20 protein-coding genes and 3 pseudogenes are annotated in these 18,943 nt (G+C 32.7%); 9 read left to right on the top strand and 14 right to left on the bottom strand.

The annotated features are described in order from the left end of the window. Window positions 1-2: 2 nt before the first annotated feature. From AB1280_RS05745 to AB1280_RS05720, 6 genes are all read right to left on the bottom strand, one after another. Window positions 3-671: a serine hydrolase gene (locus AB1280_RS05745; RefSeq protein ID WP_429755175.1), complete on the bottom strand. Its 669-nt coding sequence runs from the start codon at window positions 669-671 to the stop codon at window positions 3-5. After that, on the bottom strand, window positions 671-1,381 hold the full coding sequence (locus AB1280_RS05740; RefSeq protein ID WP_272187656.1) for a nucleotidyltransferase domain-containing protein: 711 nt from the start codon (window positions 1,379-1,381) through the stop codon (window positions 671-673). Before AB1280_RS05740 ends, AB1280_RS05745 begins: the two co-directional genes overlap by 1 nt. Window positions 1,382-1,618: 237 nt before the next feature. Then, complete coding sequence (locus tag AB1280_RS05735; RefSeq protein ID WP_429755174.1) at window positions 1,619-2,635, bottom strand: HAMP domain-containing sensor histidine kinase; 1,017 nt, start codon at window positions 2,633-2,635, stop codon at window positions 1,619-1,621. Further along, complete coding sequence (locus tag AB1280_RS05730; protein WP_429755173.1) at window positions 2,632-3,303, bottom strand: response regulator transcription factor; 672 nt, start codon at window positions 3,301-3,303, stop codon at window positions 2,632-2,634. Before AB1280_RS05730 ends, AB1280_RS05735 begins: the two co-directional genes overlap by 4 nt. Window positions 3,304-3,314: 11 nt before the next feature. Continuing rightward, the gene (locus AB1280_RS05725; protein ID WP_429755172.1) at window positions 3,315-4,298 is read right to left on the bottom strand and encodes an alpha/beta fold hydrolase; all 984 of its coding nucleotides are present in this window, start codon (window positions 4,296-4,298) and stop codon (window positions 3,315-3,317) included. A 147-nt stretch (window positions 4,299-4,445) separates the two neighbouring features. Then, on the bottom strand, window positions 4,446-5,303 hold the full coding sequence (locus AB1280_RS05720; RefSeq protein WP_429755171.1) for a hypothetical protein: 858 nt from the start codon (window positions 5,301-5,303) through the stop codon (window positions 4,446-4,448). 292 nt (window positions 5,304-5,595) lie between these two features. On the opposite strand from AB1280_RS05720, the gene AB1280_RS05715 reads away from it, so the two are divergent. After that, window positions 5,596-6,420 (top strand): peptidoglycan-N-acetylglucosamine deacetylase, encoded by an 825-nt coding sequence (locus tag AB1280_RS05715; RefSeq protein ID WP_429755170.1) that lies wholly within the window; start codon window positions 5,596-5,598, stop codon window positions 6,418-6,420. A 52-nt stretch (window positions 6,421-6,472) separates the two neighbouring features. On the opposite strand, the gene AB1280_RS05710 is transcribed toward AB1280_RS05715, so the two are convergent. From AB1280_RS05710 to AB1280_RS05695, 4 genes are all read right to left on the bottom strand, one after another. Beyond that, a complete protein-coding gene (locus tag AB1280_RS05710) occupies window positions 6,473-6,640 on the bottom strand; it encodes a hypothetical protein (RefSeq protein ID WP_429755169.1) in 168 nt (55 codons plus the stop codon). 85 nt (window positions 6,641-6,725) lie between these two features. Beyond that, window positions 6,726-6,926 (bottom strand): sigma factor, encoded by a 201-nt coding sequence (locus AB1280_RS05705; RefSeq protein WP_429755168.1) that lies wholly within the window; start codon window positions 6,924-6,926, stop codon window positions 6,726-6,728. A gap of 27 nt (window positions 6,927-6,953) precedes the next feature. Beyond that, window positions 6,954-8,135, bottom strand: a complete 1,182-nt coding sequence (locus AB1280_RS05700; protein ID WP_272187648.1) for an NAD(P)/FAD-dependent oxidoreductase — start codon at window positions 8,133-8,135, stop codon at window positions 6,954-6,956. Window positions 8,136-8,251: 116 nt separating this feature from the next. Continuing rightward, window positions 8,252-9,880 (bottom strand): ABC-F family ATP-binding cassette domain-containing protein, encoded by a 1,629-nt coding sequence (locus tag AB1280_RS05695; RefSeq protein WP_272187647.1) that lies wholly within the window; start codon window positions 9,878-9,880, stop codon window positions 8,252-8,254. A 550-nt stretch (window positions 9,881-10,430) separates the two neighbouring features. On the opposite strand from AB1280_RS05695, the pseudogene AB1280_RS05690 reads away from it, so the two are divergent. The 5 genes and pseudogenes from AB1280_RS05690 to AB1280_RS05670 all read left to right on the top strand — a co-directional run. Further along, window positions 10,431-10,729, top strand: a pseudogene (locus AB1280_RS05690) (hypothetical protein). A 204-nt stretch (window positions 10,730-10,933) separates the two neighbouring features. Beyond that, window positions 10,934-11,272: a hypothetical protein gene (locus AB1280_RS05685; protein ID WP_272187645.1), complete on the top strand. Its 339-nt coding sequence runs from the start codon at window positions 10,934-10,936 to the stop codon at window positions 11,270-11,272. A 175-nt stretch (window positions 11,273-11,447) separates the two neighbouring features. Then, window positions 11,448-11,744: a hypothetical protein gene (locus AB1280_RS05680; protein ID WP_429757286.1), complete on the top strand. Its 297-nt coding sequence runs from the start codon at window positions 11,448-11,450 to the stop codon at window positions 11,742-11,744. A gap of 282 nt (window positions 11,745-12,026) precedes the next feature. Further along, window positions 12,027-12,299, top strand: coding sequence for a hypothetical protein (locus AB1280_RS05675; protein ID WP_429755167.1), 273 nt, complete (start codon window positions 12,027-12,029; stop codon window positions 12,297-12,299). A 38-nt stretch (window positions 12,300-12,337) separates the two neighbouring features. Continuing rightward, window positions 12,338-12,505: pseudogene (locus AB1280_RS05670) on the top strand (imm11 family protein); the annotation flags it as partial. 88 nt (window positions 12,506-12,593) lie between these two features. Here the strand turns inward: AB1280_RS05670 and AB1280_RS05665 are convergent. Together AB1280_RS05665 and AB1280_RS05660 are read right to left on the bottom strand one after the other, a co-directional pair. Then, on the bottom strand, window positions 12,594-13,160 hold the full coding sequence (locus tag AB1280_RS05665) for a hypothetical protein (protein WP_429755166.1): 567 nt from the start codon (window positions 13,158-13,160) through the stop codon (window positions 12,594-12,596). A gap of 391 nt (window positions 13,161-13,551) precedes the next feature. Further along, entirely contained in the window at window positions 13,552-14,739 is a 1,188-nt protein-coding gene (locus tag AB1280_RS05660) for an RtcB family protein (RefSeq protein WP_429755165.1), read from the bottom strand. A 231-nt stretch (window positions 14,740-14,970) separates the two neighbouring features. On the opposite strand from AB1280_RS05660, the pseudogene AB1280_RS05655 reads away from it, so the two are divergent. Next, window positions 14,971-15,306, top strand: a pseudogene (locus AB1280_RS05655) (RidA family protein). A 621-nt stretch (window positions 15,307-15,927) separates the two neighbouring features. On the opposite strand, the gene AB1280_RS05650 reads toward AB1280_RS05655, so the two are convergent. Further along, a complete protein-coding gene (locus AB1280_RS05650; protein ID WP_272187640.1) occupies window positions 15,928-16,368 on the bottom strand; it encodes an Lrp/AsnC family transcriptional regulator in 441 nt (146 codons plus the stop codon). A 430-nt stretch (window positions 16,369-16,798) separates the two neighbouring features. Next, on the bottom strand, window positions 16,799-17,641 hold the full coding sequence (locus AB1280_RS05645) for an SDR family oxidoreductase (protein ID WP_429755164.1): 843 nt from the start codon (window positions 17,639-17,641) through the stop codon (window positions 16,799-16,801). Window positions 17,642-18,141: 500 nt separating this feature from the next. On the opposite strand from AB1280_RS05645, the gene AB1280_RS05640 reads away from it, so the two are divergent. Together AB1280_RS05640 and AB1280_RS05635 are read left to right on the top strand one after the other, a co-directional pair. Further along, a complete protein-coding gene (locus AB1280_RS05640; RefSeq protein WP_429755163.1) occupies window positions 18,142-18,549 on the top strand; it encodes a nitrous oxide-stimulated promoter family protein in 408 nt (135 codons plus the stop codon). Window positions 18,550-18,665: 116 nt separating this feature from the next. Further along, complete coding sequence (locus tag AB1280_RS05635) at window positions 18,666-18,869, top strand: hypothetical protein (protein ID WP_272187637.1); 204 nt, start codon at window positions 18,666-18,668, stop codon at window positions 18,867-18,869. Window positions 18,870-18,943 lie beyond the last annotated feature (74 nt).

Genomic DNA, 18,943 nt, shown 5'->3' with positions numbered 1-18,943 from the left:
AATCATTCCCCCTTTTTATATGTTTGTACAATTAGTTCTCCTATATTTTTCAGCACTTGCTCTAATTGATACCATTCTGTATTTTCATCGATTGCTTGGACAAAACCAACACAAAATAGCACTCGATCTTCTAAATATAAATAACCTGCATCATTACAAACTGTTTCAAGCCCACCAGTCATATGTAGCCATTCATGTTCATCATTAGAGAATCGAAAACCATCTGGATCTTCTTGTTCTTTTAAAGATTCGAAAACAAGCATATTATCTTTTTCGTACTGATATAAGAATTTCATGAATTGAAATATACTAACGGGTGTTCCACAATTTTTAGTTATACTCATATTATCCTTATTAACGAGTATATCGAGTTCCATATGCTGTAATTCACTATTAATCTTTCTTATATCAATTCTTTCTAAAATAGAATCGTATGCTTTTCTCGAATGTTTACTAATAACTTCTTTAATTGTTATAGGTGCTATATGCTTACTTTTCTGAAAAGCAATGCTCCCAACAATCCATTTTGCCAAACTTGCTAAAGGGAAATTTTTATTTTCATTTATACATAGCGTTTCCTTTGTTTTCGTGTCATATAAATACAATCCTATTTCTACAGTAGAAGGAATGAATTGTTGTACATCCTTTATTAAAAGTTTATTAAGCCTCATTACTTCTCAACCTTCCCAATACAAAACCCCTCAAAAAGTCGGCCTCCGTACATATCTAAAATACCATTCACAAATGTAATAACTTGCTCCTTCTCTCCTGTTTTATAAAACTTTTCAAACACAGTTACAAACTCTGCAGCAACCTGTTCATCAAATTTTTTTAAAGTTTTCATAAACCACTTTGATTGTCCTGTCCAACAATTATTCATTCGTAATACAAACTCATGAACAAGATCCGCAAGATGATTTGCGATAAACAATTCATCTTCTCGTTTTGCTGCGCCAATAAAGTCGTCTAATACATCTGTAATGAAATAACGCTTTTGTTGTATCATTTCTTTTGTCCAAGGTTCAGGTCCTTTTTCTAATAGTTGCTGCGCTTCTTTCTTTATAGCCGGTATGATGTCTTTTATATCTTTTAACACAATTCCTTCTACAACGAGCTGTGGTAATGAGGGACGGCCACGTTTACAATCGCTCGCAAAAAAGTCTTTATAAGACGTAAAGTTATGTACAAACACTTCAACAGGCCATCCGTTAGCTCTGAAAGATTCACGATATGCTGAAGAAAGCGTACTATCAAAAATGATAATGTCCAAATCAGAAGTTTTCGTTCCTTCTCCCCTAGCAATACTTCCTCCTAAAAGAGCCGCGTCACAATTTGAAAATTGAATTGCAAGAATTTGTTTAGCTGCCTCTACTGGTTCCATATGTATGTCTCCTATTCGTTTATTATTTTATATATTCTTTACTACTTATTACCACTCATGATATATTCGACATTATTTTTGTTTTTCCTATATTAAAATACAATACGGTATGTGAAATTTATAAATAATCTTTATATAGTTTTATTGAAAAAATCAGACCCGCATATTTCACACAAATTAAAAAGAATCGATGTTGATCAAAAAGTGATCCATATCGATTCTTTTTAATTTTGTATTTTATGAAAAGTTCGGTTTATATATTTTTTCAATGGTAGTAAAATAAAATATAGTTCCCTCTTTATTTGACTGTACAGTATATTTGATATTGAGCAGTCTGCATATATCCTCAACTATTTTCAATCCAAGTCCCGTACTTTCACCATTCATATCAAAACCAATTCCATTATCTCCAATCGAGACAACACTATTTTCAATCGTTACCACAAGTTTTTTCGCTTTTGAATGTTGTAACGTATTCTGAAAAATGTTATCAAACAACCTTTGAAGCCATAAATCGTTACTGGTCCATATTAAATCTTTATTACCTGAATTATATACTAATTCGATGTCGTGCATGCTATACAGATAACTCCACTTTTTAACCATTATTTCTAGTAAATCATGTATATTCACATCATCATTTACAATATAAGAATTCTCTAACGTCTCTGTGGATTGTAATTTAAATTCATTGGTTAATTCAGCAATATACTGTATTTGTTGATATAACGATTCTAGTACTTGTGTTTGGCCAGGATATTGATCTTCTAAATAAAATAATTGTAATCTCATTGCTGTTAAAGGCGTATTAATATCATGTCTTAGTTTATTTAAAAGTTCCTTTTTCATTTCCTCTTGCTGTTTAAGCTCTAATTCTCGATATGTAGTTCTTTCAATTAATAAATTTACTGATCTAATTAATTCCCCTACTTCATCATCACTTTTCACATCTAATTTATTCGGGAGCTTTTTATCGCTAGCTAAATGCCGAATCGTTGTATTTAATATATTTATTTTATTTAATAGCGAATTAATGGATTTCGAGAATAAAACGGCTAACAATAATAGTGATACAAAAAAGATAACTAGCATTGTAGGATATGCAAATGATTCATGAAAAGGAATGTGTTTGTTCTTCGCTTTAAATACACCATCATAGATTACTGACATTAGGACACTAATCAATAGCAATAACAATGGTACGCTACTAATAGCGGTAAATAATAACATCTGGTATTTCTTCTTTAATTTCATTTCTTCATATAGGTATTTAATCGATACCCTTCTCCATATATATTTTGAATAATTTCCCCGTTTGTATCATTAATTTTTGTTCTAATTTTTTTTATATGTACATTCACGATATTTGGATTCCGGTCTTCAAGTTGCCATAAGTAATCAAAAAAATGTTCTTTCGTTAAAATCCTATCCTTATTTTCATATAAATAAAAGAATATTTTACGTTCAATCGCGGTAAATACAACTTCATTATGCAAGCTATTTTTGAAAACCTTTTTATGTTCTGCATCAATATATACATGTTTGATTTGTGTAAAAGTACCATATTGATTATCTAGCATTTTCTGTATCCTTAATAACAACTCTCGAGGATCAAAAGGCTTTATCATATAATCTTCCCCGATTGTCAACCCTTGGAGTTTGCTATCTATATCACTTCGAGCGGATAGAAAAATAACTGGAATATTTAATCCAAGATTTTTTATTTTCTTTGTAATTTGATAGCCATCTTCACCAGGCAACATAATATCCATTATGACTAAATCTATCTCATGGATAATTTCATTAATATTTCCCCCTTCTTTCTTCCAACATACATTGTACCCTTCGCGGTGCAAAATTTTTTGCAATAAATCACCTATCATCAAATCATCTTCAACTATTAAAATATGATATCCCTTCATTATGCAAACCTTCATTTCACTTTTTTGTTGATAAATTCTTTAGAAAACTTATATATTTCATCAGCCTGATATAAATAAATGCTGTGCGTCCCCCTCAATTTTATAACATCCGCTATTTCAAGTTGTTCTGCAAATTCTTTATAATCTTTATAATGTTGTATTGTATATTTCGAGTTCTTATATTGATCAGCAATTGCATCTAAAAATAATATAGGTGTTTCTTTTGGTATCGGAAGGTTAATGGATTTTTTACTATTTTCGTAAGAATGTAAGAGCTCTTGTTTCATATCATCATTAAAAAACTGTTTATACGATATTGCTTTATAAATTTCTTTTTCTTGTTTAGTTAAAAAAGATTGTCGAATCACTTCAGGATTATAAGTAGTAGAAGGTAGAAGCCGATGAATACCCATTTTTGTTAAGAGATTTATTCCTCTTATTTTTAATGTTGACTTATCCACTTCGCTTTTATATTTCACATACTGCTGAGGTAAACCAATATCTAACGCAATAATCCCCTTAATTTCCTCAGGATATTTTTGTGCCCAATAAATAGCCTCTATTCCCGATATTGAATGCGGAACTAAAATATAAGGTGGTTTATTTCCACTTTTAATAAGCACTTCTCTCGTTTGATCTAATATTTTACCAATATCCCTTCCATCGTTAAAAACATTACTGTTCCCATAACCCGCTCTTTCTACTACAGCAATCTTATTTTCTTTTGAAAACTTACTATATACTCCTTTCATTTCATAAACAGGAGAAGCAATCCCAGAACCAGACATAAATACATATGTATCATCACCACTACCTTCATTATATACATTCATTTTTTTGTTATTAATATTAACTAACGTTCCCTTATTTTTAATTAATGCTGCTTCCTTACTTAATTGGTAGTTATGATATATACATGCAGATACTGATACAAGTAAAATAACCGCAATGAACCCAACAAATATATTTTTTAATACTTTAAACAATTTTCTCATAGAATTCTCCTTTCAAGCTATATTGAAAGGATACGAGATAAAAATAAATTTCTAATAAATTTTTCTTTATTATATTATTCGACATATACTGCGGTGCAAAATAAAACATGACCTATATTCATTGTTGGCTTTTCACCTTATATTAAACTACAAACATTTTTCAGAATCGATATCAATAAACTCCCATTGTCCTTGACTATTCTTTTTATATTGTGCGGCCAAAATATCTGTATCATTTGTTAGTTGAAAAAATATAAAGCGATATTTGTTCCCATAAATTCCACTCACATCAATCTGTTTCGTATAACCTTCTTGCTTTGTTGGAAGTCTTTCTTTCACAAGTTTACACCAATTTCCGAACTTCGTATCAACGACCACCTCTGCGCTATGTTGCCAAAAGGGATAAGCTGCACATAAGAAATCCTCACCGTATAGTTCAATATCATCAATTTTGTAAAAATTGCCTTCCTTTTCAATATAAATATAACCGTAATAATAAGCGAAATAAGTAATCCCTTTAGCCGAACCTTCAATTGTTTCAATTTCAAAGAAATAATGACTTGCCTTCGGATGTTTTTTATCTCGATGTAACGGTGCTAGTTTTATAAAATTGATATGTCCAATTCCTTCGAACGAACGGAAATAGCTTTTATAGGAAACCTTTTCTTGATATTGACTTGTAAAAAAATTATAAGCAATTGGATACGGTATTTTTGACAGTCCAACAGTCCCGCACCCTCCTTTTTTATTTTTGGTTAGATTTTCAGCTTCTCGTAAAACACTGAAATAATGAATGATTGTATTTTCTGGTGAATTCATAAGCGACGGAGGAAGAATGATTTGACTGTATTTTTTATCAATGAAGGGATCAAAAAACTGATAGTTGAAACGATTATTTAGAACGGGGAAGCATGACGGACGAAAGTATTTTTCTCTATTTCTTTCTCCTTCATCACTTTGCCCGTTTCCTTCTTTATATTTTTGTTTTTGAAAAATAGCTCCCATAAAAATTTCACATGTATTAAAGTTTTTCCTTTGTATAAATTGTTGAAAAAAAGAGAATTTCTTATCCTTAAAATGAAAGACCTTCATAATTCCACTCCATCCCAAAAGCATATGTCTTTAATATGTATGAATTCATTACACAATTAATAAACAAAATCCAAAAAATCTTGCATCCTTTTCACAAATCCCTTCTTTACTTGTAAATATATTTTTTTACAGTACTATACATAAAATTCTTAATATAATAGAATGAGAGAGAATGGGATTATTAGAAATAGAAAGAAGGACATTTATGCGTAACAAATCATCTCTCGTAACTTTATTTAAAAGAACTCTTATTATGTGTGTAGGAATTTCATGCATATACGGAGCATCAATCGGATCAAATCACATTGTAAAAGCTAGTACAGAAGATTCTTCACAACCTGTTCAACTAGTTAGTGAAATACAAACTGCACTAGCTCCAAAAGAAGCACCTCAACAATACAACGGTCAAGTTAGAAAAGTAGCTTATCTTACTTTTGACGATGGACCAGGAAAGTACACCGCTCAATTATTGGATATATTAAAACAAAATGATGTGAAAGCTACTTTTTTCCTTATTGGATCTAATGTTAAGGCATATCCAGATTTAGTAAAACGCGAATTGGCTGAAGGTCACTATGTCGGCATGCATAGTATGACACATGATTACGCGAAGCTTTACAAGCAAGGCGGTTATGTGAACGAAATGAAAGAGGACCAAAAATTAATTTCTAATATCATTGGACAAGCTCCAAAATTAACACGTCCACCATACGGTTCCTCAGGCCTTACTGAGGCATTGCGAAATCAAGTTGCTGAAAATGGTTTGCGAGTATGGGACTGGACTATCGACTCTGTAGATTGGAGATATAATAAAATGCCAGTCGATGCTGCTTCTGCTAAAATCACAGAAAATGTAATTGCAGGTGCAAAAACAAACAGAGAAGTCATTCTTTTACACGATATTCACCTACAATCTGTTTCTGCTGTATCTGCTATTATTAAAGGGCTAAAAGAAAAAGGCTATGAGTTTGAAAGTTATAATGAAAACGAACATTTCGAAGTAAACTTTTGGCATGATAAACGAATTTAACATGAATAAAAGGGCTGATTCTTATAAGAATCAGCCCTTTTCTAACGCATTTTTAATCCGCTAGATCTATATTAATATGGAAATGTTTTAACTTTTCGGGATTTAAAATAGTATAAATAGATTTAATTTTAACCCCTTCAAATTCAAAACTCATTACAGCCTGTATTCCAGTGCGATTTCTGATTACAACTCCAGGACAGCCATTCACCTCTGTTTGCATTATTGAGTATTCTTCTTGATTCGTAAGAAATTTAGTTGCCAAAGCAATAAGAAGTTGTTGTACACGCACTGCACCATAAAATGGCTTAGTTGCAGCGGTTCGTAACCAATTTACACAGAAATGCTTTTATATTTGAGCTGTGCTTCATTTCATATTCATTCAACTTTATAAACACATCTTGAATAATATCTTCTGCATCAGCAGCACTACCTGTCATTTTATAAGCAAGTGACAAAAGAAGAGGTTTATATTTGATATATAGTTGACTTAGTTCAGCGTTTTCCATAGAAAAAATCCTCGCTTTCTATTTCGGTTAGACAAGTAAACTAGCTTGATCCCATGTTTTTTCGCGAATACGAGCACCAATTTTCCCTGATAAAATAAAGTCCATTCCCCATTTTTGAACCCAAACAAAGCCGTTATTAGGTCCAAGACTAATACAATATAATTTTACAGGGTACGCTTTGTGAGTAACAGAGTTAGAAATTCCATATATCTCATTCTTTAAAATTTTACCTAATCTCGTCGCCTGTGGAATCGCTTCTTTACACGTCATTCCATCTACTTGATTCGTTTTTTGGTCAACAACCCTTGCACAGTCTCCGATTGCATATATATGTGAATATCCTTTTATACTGTACGTATCAGTAACTAATATTTGGTTCTCATTCGACAACGGAAGCTGAAATGTTTGAATGATAGGATTCACTTTCACACCTGGTGTCCAAACACACTCTCCTGCTGCATATATTGTTCCATTTGTACAAAGCAACTGACCATTTTCAAATTTCTTCACTCTTGTTTTAGGGATGCATTTTATTCCGATCTTTTTAAGTTCATATGTTAATCGTTCACTTACTTTTACCGGAACCCCGCGTAATAAATGTTCTTTTGAATCAAACAAAATAACTTCTACCTCATCTGGATTAAGCCCTACTTTTTGGACTTCTTTTTTAAACCAAACACATATTTCTGCAGATGTCTCAATGCCAGTAATCCCACCGCCAACAATAGCGATGCGCAATAGTTCCCGTCTAGCATCTTTGTTCTCTTCTGTTTTTGCTAATTGAATTAAAGAAAGCAATTTTTGTCTTACGTCTACGGCAGTCTTCACACTACTTAATGTTGTCCCGCCTAACGTACTAGGAATTTCTTGAATGACACTCCCTAGAGCTAATACAAGATAGTCATATTGCACTGTTCTTATTCCTTCATCTTCCAATTTTATTTCTATTTCTTTTTCAAAGTGATTACAAGCTATCGCTTCTCCTTTAACAAATTCCACTCCATCTGTACAATACCTTTTCAATGGAACTTTCAAATCCGCATCTTCAACAACTGACTTAAACAATAAAACCTTCCGAAAATGAAACGAATTTTTATCCACTAACGTAATCTTGACTTCTCTTCCTATTAAATGACCCAACTCTTTCTTTAATCCATTTAACAAATTAATTCCAGCAAATCCTCCGCCTAAAATAACAATATGTTTCATCTTAATTCCCCCTTTAGCCTTAAAACGATTTGATCCATATACTTGTGACAAATTAAAAGGAGAAATTTTAAAAATGAAACAAAAAAACATCCCCTTATTGTAGGGGATGTTACTATTTATTTTGCTTCTTTATACATAGCTTCTACTTGCTTCTGAAGCTCTTCGTTCTCTAAATACTCATCATATGTCGATTGTTTATCAACTAAACCGTTCGGTGTTACTTCAATAATACGATTTGCGATTGTTTCAACAAACTGATGGTCATGAGATGTAAATAAAATCGTTCCTTTAAATGCCATTAAACCGTTGTTTAATGCTGTAATAGACTCAAGGTCTAAATGGTTTGTTGGGTCGTCGAATGTTAATACGTTTGCACCACTTAACATCATTTTAGAAAGCATACAACGTACTTTTTCTCCTCCAGAAAGAACAGAAACATTTTTCTTTACTTCTTCACCGGAGAATAGCATACGACCTAAAAATCCGCGTAAGAAGCTTTCAGACTCATCTTGCGGTGAGAATTGGCGTAACCATTCAATTAAGTTCATCTCGCTATTATCGAAGTACTCAGAGTTATCTCTTGGGAAGTACGCTTGGGATGTTGTAACGCCCCATTTAAATGAACCGCTATCCGGTTCCATTTCACCTGCTAAAATTTTAAATAAAGTCGTAATTGCAATTTCATTACGTCCAACGAATGCAATTTTATCACCTTTATTAACAGTGAAGTACACGTTATCTAATACTTTCTCACCATCGATTGTTTTAGAAAGACCTTCCACTGATAATAAATCATTCCCTACTTCACGCTCTGGTGTAAAGCCAACGAACGGATAACGACGAGAAGACGGTTTAATATCGTCTAATGTAATTTTATCTAATAATTTCTTACGTGAAGTTGCTTGCTTCGCTTTTGAAGCGTTCGAGCTGAAACGCGCAATAAAGTTTTGTAACTCTTTTACTTTCTCTTCTTTTTTCTTATTTGCATCTTGTGTTAATTTTAATGCTAATTGACTAGATTCATACCAGAAATCATAGTTACCAACATAAAGTTGAATTTTACCAAAGTCAAGATCCGCCATGTGCGTACATACTCTGTTTAAGAAGTGACGGTCATGGGATACAACGATAACTGTGTTTTCGAAGTTCATCAAGAAGTTTTCTAACCATTGAATTGCTTTTAAGTCTAAATGGTTCGTAGGCTCATCCAGTAATAAAATATCTGGTTGACCAAATAGCGCTTGAGCAAGTAATACTTTTACTTTCTCTGCCCCTGTTAACTCAGACATTTTTTTCGCATGAAGGTCTTCACCTATGCCTAGTCCTTTTAAAAGAATTGCCGCTTCTGACTCTGCTTCCCAACCGTTTAGCTCAGCAAATTCACCTTCTAGCTCAGCTGCGCGCATACCGTCTTCATCGCTGAAATCTTCCTTCATGTAAATCGCATTCTTCTCTTGCATTACTGCATAAAGACGCGTGTGCCCCATAATAACTGTTTCTAAAACTGGGAATTCTTCATATTCAAAGTGGTTCTGTTTTAAAACAGCTAATCGCTCACCTGGTGTAATATGAATATCTCCTGTTGATGGATCAATTTCACCAGATAAAATTTTTAAAAATGTAGATTTACCAGCACCGTTTGCTCCGATTAAACCGTAACAGTTACCTGGTGTAAATTTTATGTTAACATCATCAAAAAGTTTACGATCTGCAAAACGTAAACTTACGTTACTTACTGTAATCATTTAGTTCCTCCTAGTAATACCGCTGCTTTCAGCGTTTTCTCACGCGTTAAATAAAAAAGACAGATTACGATTCGCGTATTTTAAACTGTATCCACATTATACCGTAGTAAATATAGGAAAGACAATAGATATGTTAAACACTTAAGTTTACTGAATTATTAGCGGATTATTTACGACAAAAACTACGTATCTATTTTTAGATTAATAGCTTATTCCCTTTATATTTTCGAACATATTAAAACTCTATCGAAATAACTATTATCATTATCCAAACGGTAACTCTCGTCCCCTAACCATTTCAATACTTTCCTTCCATTTCCTTAGATAACACTCAAATTATTTACATTTAAAATTAACAAAAAGGACAGATGCCCCATGTAAGATAACCCATTTACTGTATATATTACATTACGATTTAGACAGCCATTATACAAATACATAGGAAAAAATTATAACGTAAGAAACACAACAAAAATACTGCGCTCTCCATTTAGGTATTTATATATTTATCCTCTCGGCTTATAATTTCAACTGGGGACGGAGGGGAATTATGTTACTTAAAAACAATCTCGAAGATGAAGAGGTATTTCAATTTTTAGGGAGTAATTTTCACCAAGATACTTTCTATGAAGAAGCACTCCAAGAATTACTAGAAGAGGCACCGAAAGAGTATTTAGAAGATGCTATTATTTTTCTAACTGAATTTATTCAAAGTAATTATTGCGATAAAAAAATGAGTACATACAGTATTCTGCAGATAGAATATATTTTGAAGGATTAGAAATAACACCATTGGAATGGCTCGAACAAACAGTTAAAACGGTAAAACACGCATTAAAAAATACTTAGTAAAAAGCGCCCCCCCCATAATAGGAGGTCTTTTTACATTTACCTCACAACTACAAACAATACGGAGTATATGAAGCAAAGATTAAAGTAGATGGAGTGGTACAACTTCTAACAGTATGAAGATTAGGTTATTTATTGACTCAAACAGAAGAATAATTTCAGTATATCCAATTTATTGATTGATATAAGAGGTGAAGTTAGTTTATGAAATATGAATATAAAATTTATATATGTCCTTTAAATATCTTAAGAATTGAACTTCCAAAAGAAATTTCTTTAGTTTCAGATTTGTTAGAAGATGATATCCATAGTGAGCATGGTCTACAATATCTTAATAGAGTATTAAATGGCGAAGTTAACCATATTGAAATAGGTGGAAATAGCTGCGATCTGAAAATACGAACAGATTATACTAAAATTGTTCATCGTTATTATGAAGAAGAAGAGAATACTTGCGAGATTGAAACAATTGAATTAAAGAGCTTGATGCTGGTATGGTTAGCAGAGTATGAAATTTACTTACAAAACCGTGATTCCAACTAATATTTGGATAAATTTCCCTTAACGTTTGATATACTTAGCATAAGGAGTAATACTATGGAGTTATGAAAAACTGCGGAACAACTTATTTGCGGAAGATGTAAGAAGTTAACGCTCATTGAATGAAAATAATGAATTGTTGCTATGTTATTAATCGTAAAGCAGGTGATTTTCGATGATGATTTTTGATAATGTAAATACAATAGGCGCCCTTGCTTTTCTATTTCTTATGATTTATCTTGCAACCGATCCTAGAGACGTAAGCTTGCTAACAATTCCGTCTTACTTCGGCGGAATGCTAGTTACTAACTGGCTTGCTGAAAATGGGTACCAAGATACATACATTTATACGATTTGGATTGTTGTCTACTCCATTATAATGATTTACCTTATCATCGCTTCAATTCGTCTAGGCATAAATAATGTAAAATATATTAAAGAAAAACTAAGAAAGCGTAGAACTTTAAGGAAATAACACAAAAAGAAGCCGTCCTCAAGGGCGGTTTTATTATTACGTTTATACTAGCGCTCCCTCTAAATTCGATATCATATCATCTAATACTCCCTCTTTCAAACTTAAAAAAGCTACTTGCTCATCTTTCGTCATACCACGAAACTCATGAATACCGTTTTAGCAACCAAGGCGCGTTATATACGATGTTTCGGTAACGTTTCTGCAATATCTCATCCGGTATCATTTCGAGCATTTCTTCGAGACTAGTAATCAAAAAAATGGCATGTTGATGGAAACGAAATAATGTTTGATAAAAAAGGCATGAAACATGTTTTAGACAGACATCATCCAGATCATTGGGATGGTTCAGTAAAAAAAGAACAATCATTTTTAAACAAAGATTTGTCAATATCTGATATACAAAATATAGCAGGAGACGTTATCAGGCAGAATAGAGATATGATTATTTCCAAAGGAACAAAAGAATTCGAAATTCAGAGTTGGATGTCTATATTTTTACTTCCCCTAAAATTATTGAATGGTGAATTAAGATTAAATAAACCGAAAAAAGAGTAATCTTATTTATACTAGAAAAATAGCAAAGGAGAGTAAAAATGAAAATTTGGGAATTGAGAAGTTCGTTTGATGACTATGAATCCTTTCAACTATTGAATTATCAAGAAGATAAAAAATATTTTAAAGGAAAGTTCAACTCAACAACAGTTTTACTAGATTCATGGGGAGAAATATTTATTGAATGTATAGAAGAAGGTAATCAAAGTTCTAGTTTCATCATGTTATAAACTAAAGAAAATCCGACTCAATCTAATATAAGTCGGATTTATTGTTACTTGACACTCACATACACATCTAAAGCTTTAATTCTATTCCACCACTTGTTCTTGCCTCATTAAACTTAACAGTAAAACCGTTATTTTCATAAAACTTCTCTAATTTATCAAACTTTTCTATATCAACATTTGAAAGCATTCCGTTTAATTCACATGCTTTCATTTTTTTAGCCCATTTAATTATATACTTCATTAAAATAGAACCATTTCCAATATTCTCTTCTACTGCAAACACATCAACAATGTAACAGGTTATGATATAAGGGTTATAAAGATCTTTAACAAAGTTCGCATATAACCTTGGATATGAATGGCTCAGATTCTTATTTCTTAATGATATAGTGATGCTCCCACTATCCATAGTAACACACACATAATATTTCATATTAGTCTTATTAATCTCAATACCATCAATTATATAACCTTGTTTCAGCATAGATTCAATAAATTTGCCATCTGCTTCAATTTCTGCCAAGCGTTCTAATTCCTTCATTAAAGAATGCTCTCTATCCTTTGTTTCATGGTACATTTCCTTTAGTACATAATGCTCCTTCTTTAACTTTTTGATATTTTTGAAAAAAAACATACAATTACCATCCTTAATAAGTTCTTATATGTGAAAGTATTTGGATCAATTATTTGTTGACCATATCTAGATTCTAATATTGCTCCTTCTACTAATTCATCATTCGAAACATGATAGAAAACTCCCAAACTAATTACCTCTTAAAAATATAGTTAGAGGAATATTCCACCATAATATAATTAACTAAATATAACTGGACTTGAGTCAATATTTTGGACACAAATCCAGGTAGCTATGAAGTTAATCCTTTTTATATCAGTGAACAGACAGTAAAGTTAATTCAATTAGGAGGAAAACTGTTAAAAGGACATTATAGTAGTGAAAAGATACCAAGTGTTGAGTATAGAAGTGAACGGAGACACCTCCGTAGTTTATATACTACATCTCTAAATTAATTAGCTTTAAAATTATAAATCGGTTTTATAATACGTTTGATATCAATTGTGTCTTTAGTATTTGCTACAATTTCATCCATTGGTTTATATACCATCGGTGCTTCGTCTAAAGTACTTTCGGCAACTGAAGTCGTCCAAACATCAGTCATTGTATTCTGAAAGTCTTCTAAGTTAAGTACCTCTTTCGCTTTCTTTCGACTCATAATACGCCCCGCTCCATGTGGTCCAGAGAAGTTCCAATCAGGATTCCCTTTACCGAATGCGATAATTGAACCATCTCTCATATTGATTGGAATGATTACTCGTTCATCTTTTTGAGCGGAAATGGCTCCTTTTCGTAGAATCATATTTTCCATGTCTATGTAGTTATGGATTGTAGTAAATTGATCAGTTACTTTCCAATCCATTCTAGTGACGATTTCATCACTCATCGCTTTACGATTTAATTCAGCATATTTTTGAGCAATCTTCATATCATTCATGTAATCTCTGAATCCTTGACCTTCTAAATAAGCTAGTTCTTTGCGAACATTAGGTTTTTTCACTTTTCGTAAGGCTTCATGTATTTCCTTTTGTCTACCCTCTTTTGTTAATCGCTCAATGATTTCGTCTTTAACAGATTGAACACTCATCAGTTGCTCATATGCGAAGTTTTGATAGTACTCTGCTACTTGTTTTCCTAAGTTACGGGAACCGCTATGAATAACAATGTATACATTCCCCTTTTCGTCCTCATTAAGTTCAATAAAATGATTTCCTCCTCCAAGGGTACCAATACTCTTTTGAGAACGTTGTAACGTAAATGGTGCTCTCACTTCGTCAAAATGAATCATTTTTGAAAACCTATGTTCTTTATCTCGGATACTAAAACCGCTTGGAACGTATTTACGAATTGTGTCATCTAATTGATCAAAGTTAATCTCTTCTTTTTTCTTATTAATTACAACGACTTCCATACCACAGCCTATATCTACGCCTACGAGATTTGGTACGATTTTATCTTGAATTGTCATTGTTGTTCCAATCGTACACCCAGCTCCGGCATGTGTATCTGGCATAATACGAATCTTACTGTCTTTGACGAACTCCTGGTTACAAAGGTCAATAATTTGCCCCATAGCACTCTCTTCAACATGATTAGTAAATACTTTTGCTTCATTGTATTTTCCTTGCAAATTCAACATCTCACATTCCCCTTTTCTACAAGATAATGATTTTGTTTAGTTTTTTTCTTGCTGCTATAATGTACTGACATTCCAAACATCCAACATTACATAAGCTTTTTTCATATTACACCTCCATCAAATAATACCTTTGTTTTAACTTTTAAATAAAGTTTGATCAAATAAATGCTATTAAACATGATAAAGCAACAAGAAAAAGTGATTAAAATATTACAATAAGAGATTGTTTATATGAAAATATTTAGAAATCCAAAAGAAATTCATTTACCAGTAGCTCCTTTTGTACACCAAATTGAAGTAAGTGGTCCCAATAGATGGTTAACATTATCTGGACAATTAGGTATGAGAGTAGATGGAACTGTACTTGAAGATCCAGTAGAACAAATGCAACTAGCAATAGACAATATCTGAAAAAATCTTGAATCTGCTAACATGAGTATCCAAGATTTGACGAAGCTAGTTTTTTATTTGGTTGAAGAAATTGATTCTGATAAAAGAAAGGAAGTAATAAGTGACTTTCTTAGTGGTCACCTTCCTTGTACGAAAATGATTTATGTAGTCGCATAAGCTGCACCTATCTTTAAAATCGAGATTGACGCTTGGGCATGAAAGAAAACAGAACAATCCGAATTGTTAAAACTAAAAATATAAGCAATGTAGGATCAACTTTTCTATGTAGATTTCTATCCTGTAGCCCTTCACGCAGTCGTAGTCGTTTGTTTATCCCCATATTTTCGGCACAAGTCGTTTTTATTTTTCTCAATACGATACGTATAGACCTTCACTGACAAAAATGTTAATATGTGGTTACCCTATTCTTCTGACCTATATTATTAGGTCTTTTTTTATGAGTTAACTCTAATTATTTCACTATTTAACAGTTTACGCTATGCATCAATTCTCCCATTACTGCGTATGCTCATGTCTGCGTCTTTCTCCTTGACTACTGCTGTTTTCAGCGTTTCCTCGTCAATTCCCTTAAGATTTACAGTTTACGACTCACTTATTTTAGACTCTTGCTATTCTATAGTAGAATTTGAATAAATAGTAACGATGGATTTATTTTCTGCAAGGAAATCAAATAGCTTCCTAAAGCAATTTCCTCGCCTTTCTCTCATAAATTTTACTTCACTATCATATACATTACACGTCGTCTCAATACGATTCTCTTCCAACAAATATATATTCCTATTCTGAAAGAAGCTCAGGAAGCATAACTTTTTGTTCAAAACGCGTAGACAATACCATCAAAATTGTCGGACGACCATACTTATTACAAGAATCACTGAAGGTCTCTAGTAATTCTGATGAACTTGTCGCTACTTTTAGCAAGTAGTTATATTGTCCGCTTATTCTATATAAATCAATGACATGCGGTGACTGTCTACAAAACTCAACAAATTGATTACAGTTATTTGCTTGAAAAAGAATAAACGCAGTTGTATCCTTTCCTAACTTTTTTTGTGAGACAACAGCTCGATAATTCTCGATAACCCCTTTGTCTTCTAACTTCCGGACTCTTTCCTTAACAGCTGGTTGAGTCATATTTACTTCTTTTCCTAAGTCCACCATTGACATACGACCGTTATTTTGTAGTAATTCTAATATTTTTGAATCAATTTGATCCATATACAACTCCCCTTTATTTTCATAACCACAACCCACTAATTTAACAATAAAAAGAAAGTAATCTCTCTGAAACAACTTATTAATTGTATGTAAATTATACATTCTTTCCCATAAAATATCAGTAATAATTAAAAAGTGATGAAAGGAGATGTTAATACATGAACCACCATAACAATCGAGATGCTTCCAACGTTTTAAAGTTTCAGCGCAAAACTTCCAATTTTGAAGTTTTGAAATATGAATCTATTTATAAATATGCTCCTCTATTTTCGTATAAAAAGCTTTTCAAAGCTTTTTTTCGTATTTTTTCCACAAAAAATTAAATAGCAAAAATTATTGATATAAAGAAAACTATTACAAGTAAACAATTAACGGATCTTTACACAACTAAAGAGTCATTTTATAAATGACTCTTTAGTTGTGTAAGTATTTAGCTGTTTACAATTGCTCCACCATTCACGTGCAAAATTTGTCCAGATATGTAAGATGCATCATCGGAGGCCAAGAATACATAAGCAGGTGCCACTTCAAACGGTTGACCTGCTCGCTTCATAGGAACATGGTCTCCAAATGTAGTAAGCCATTCTGGAGGTAAAGAAGATGGAATTAATGGAGTCCAAATTGCTCCTGGGGCCACACCATTAACTCGAATCCCTTGCGATGCCAGTGACAATGACAAAGAACGTGTAAATGAAACAATGGCTCCTTTAGATGCTGCGTAGTCAATTGCATCTTGATCTCCATGATAGGCACTAAGGGATGTTGTATTTATTATGGAGCTCCCTGAATTCATGTATGGCAAAGCAGCTTGCGTAAGAATAAACTGCGAAAAGACATTTGTACGAAAGGTGCTTGCTTGTTGATTCGAATCTACATCAAGTAGACTGTTCCTTATGTATAGTACACCAGCATTATTCACCAAAATATCAATACGACCAAATCGCTGAATCGTTCGCATTACAACTTGTTGACAATGCTGCTCATACCCAATATCACCTGGAATGCTAATACAACTACGGCCATACCTTTTGACGTAGAATTCTGTTTCTTTTGCATCGCTGTGTTCATTGAGGTATGAGATTGCAATGTCTGCCCCCTCTTTCGCGAAGGCTACAGCGACAGCTCTTCCAATTCCACTATCCCCACCAGTTATAAGCGCTACCTTATTTATAAGCTTACAGGCTGGTTTGTAATTTTGGTTATCAAATATAGGTCTAGGGATCATTAATGATTCAATGCCAGGTCTACTTTGTTGTTGAGGCGGGAAACCCATCACATACACCCCTCTCAGCATTTTTCTATAAATGTATTTTGATATTCAGGAAAATATATCCTTTTCAATAAAATTAAGTAGAGGAAGCGAGAGCATACATTAAGATTTTTAACACTGTAAATTCGTATTTTTTGTTTGAAATAAAACAAAAGACAATTCAACTGAAATGCAAGGTTACCTAAACGAGAACGAAGTGTTTGAATACGCACATCTAAAGTAAGCGTCAAACTGTCCCCACCTACCGATAGAATCAGTTCCATATCATAATCTCCTTACGTACAGGACGGAAAGAAGATTTTTTATGGCTAAAATAGATCAATCCATAGCGTGGAAGAATCGAGTGGAAGCTTATCGCTCCAGTGATTTAAACATCCGAAGCTCGTAAGAAAAAGAAGGATATTTATTTAAGTCTTAATGCGTTCGCTTTTACTGCTGATTATCATTGGTAGGGACATTCTCCATTAATAATTCGTAGGAAATAAATATTAGAAAAACTGTCAATGAAAATTCATGTAAACTCTCTAAAAAAGTCTTATAATCAAAGCAGAAAAACTTTGGAACGGGAGGCACTAGCCATGAATCGAATTGAACGTGAAGAGAAAACAATTAGCATTATGATTGATATGTATTGTAAAAACGAACATAAACAAGATACTATATGTGAAGAATGTCAGAAGTTAAAAGAGTATGCTTATTTTCGTTTATCAAAATGTCCATTTCAAGAGAAGAAGCCAGCATGTCAAAATTGCAAAATTCATTGTTATAAACCAGATATGAAAGATTTTGTTAAAGATGTTATGAAGAAGAGCGGACCGAAAATGATTTTAAAACATCCATATTTCGCGGTCATGCATGTTGTTGACACAATGAAGCAGGCTCCTGACTTACCGAAAAGAAAAAAGAGCTAAAAGAAAAAATGGGCTGTTTAACTGGAGGGAATTTTATATAGCGAAAAAAGGGCAAACATTTCAAACAAACAAAAGAATATACTATTGTATACACGGCCTATTGGAGTGAACTTATTATGAATCTCTTTCCAACAAGAGTTGTTGCTGGCATTCATGTAGCAACTCCTTCCGTTCACATTGTCGCTTTTCATACACCAAGTCCCGTTGTAGGAATTACAACGCCATTCATGTGGCAATATCCACATATTCACTTTCCGGTAACACATCCACACGTCAGTTATCATTTTTATCACATCCCTACAATGTATAGAAAATATTGATGGAACTTTTAATTTTTAATGAACATAAAAAGCGCTACTTTCACATAGCGCTTTTTTATATTCTTTCTCTATAA

Source organism: Bacillus sp. S10(2024), from assembly GCF_050473865.1.
Classification (GTDB): domain Bacteria; phylum Bacillota; class Bacilli; order Bacillales; family Bacillaceae_G; genus Bacillus_A.
The sequence above is the reverse complement of the archived record's forward strand: the minus strand, read 5'-3'. Positions and strand labels throughout refer to the sequence as shown.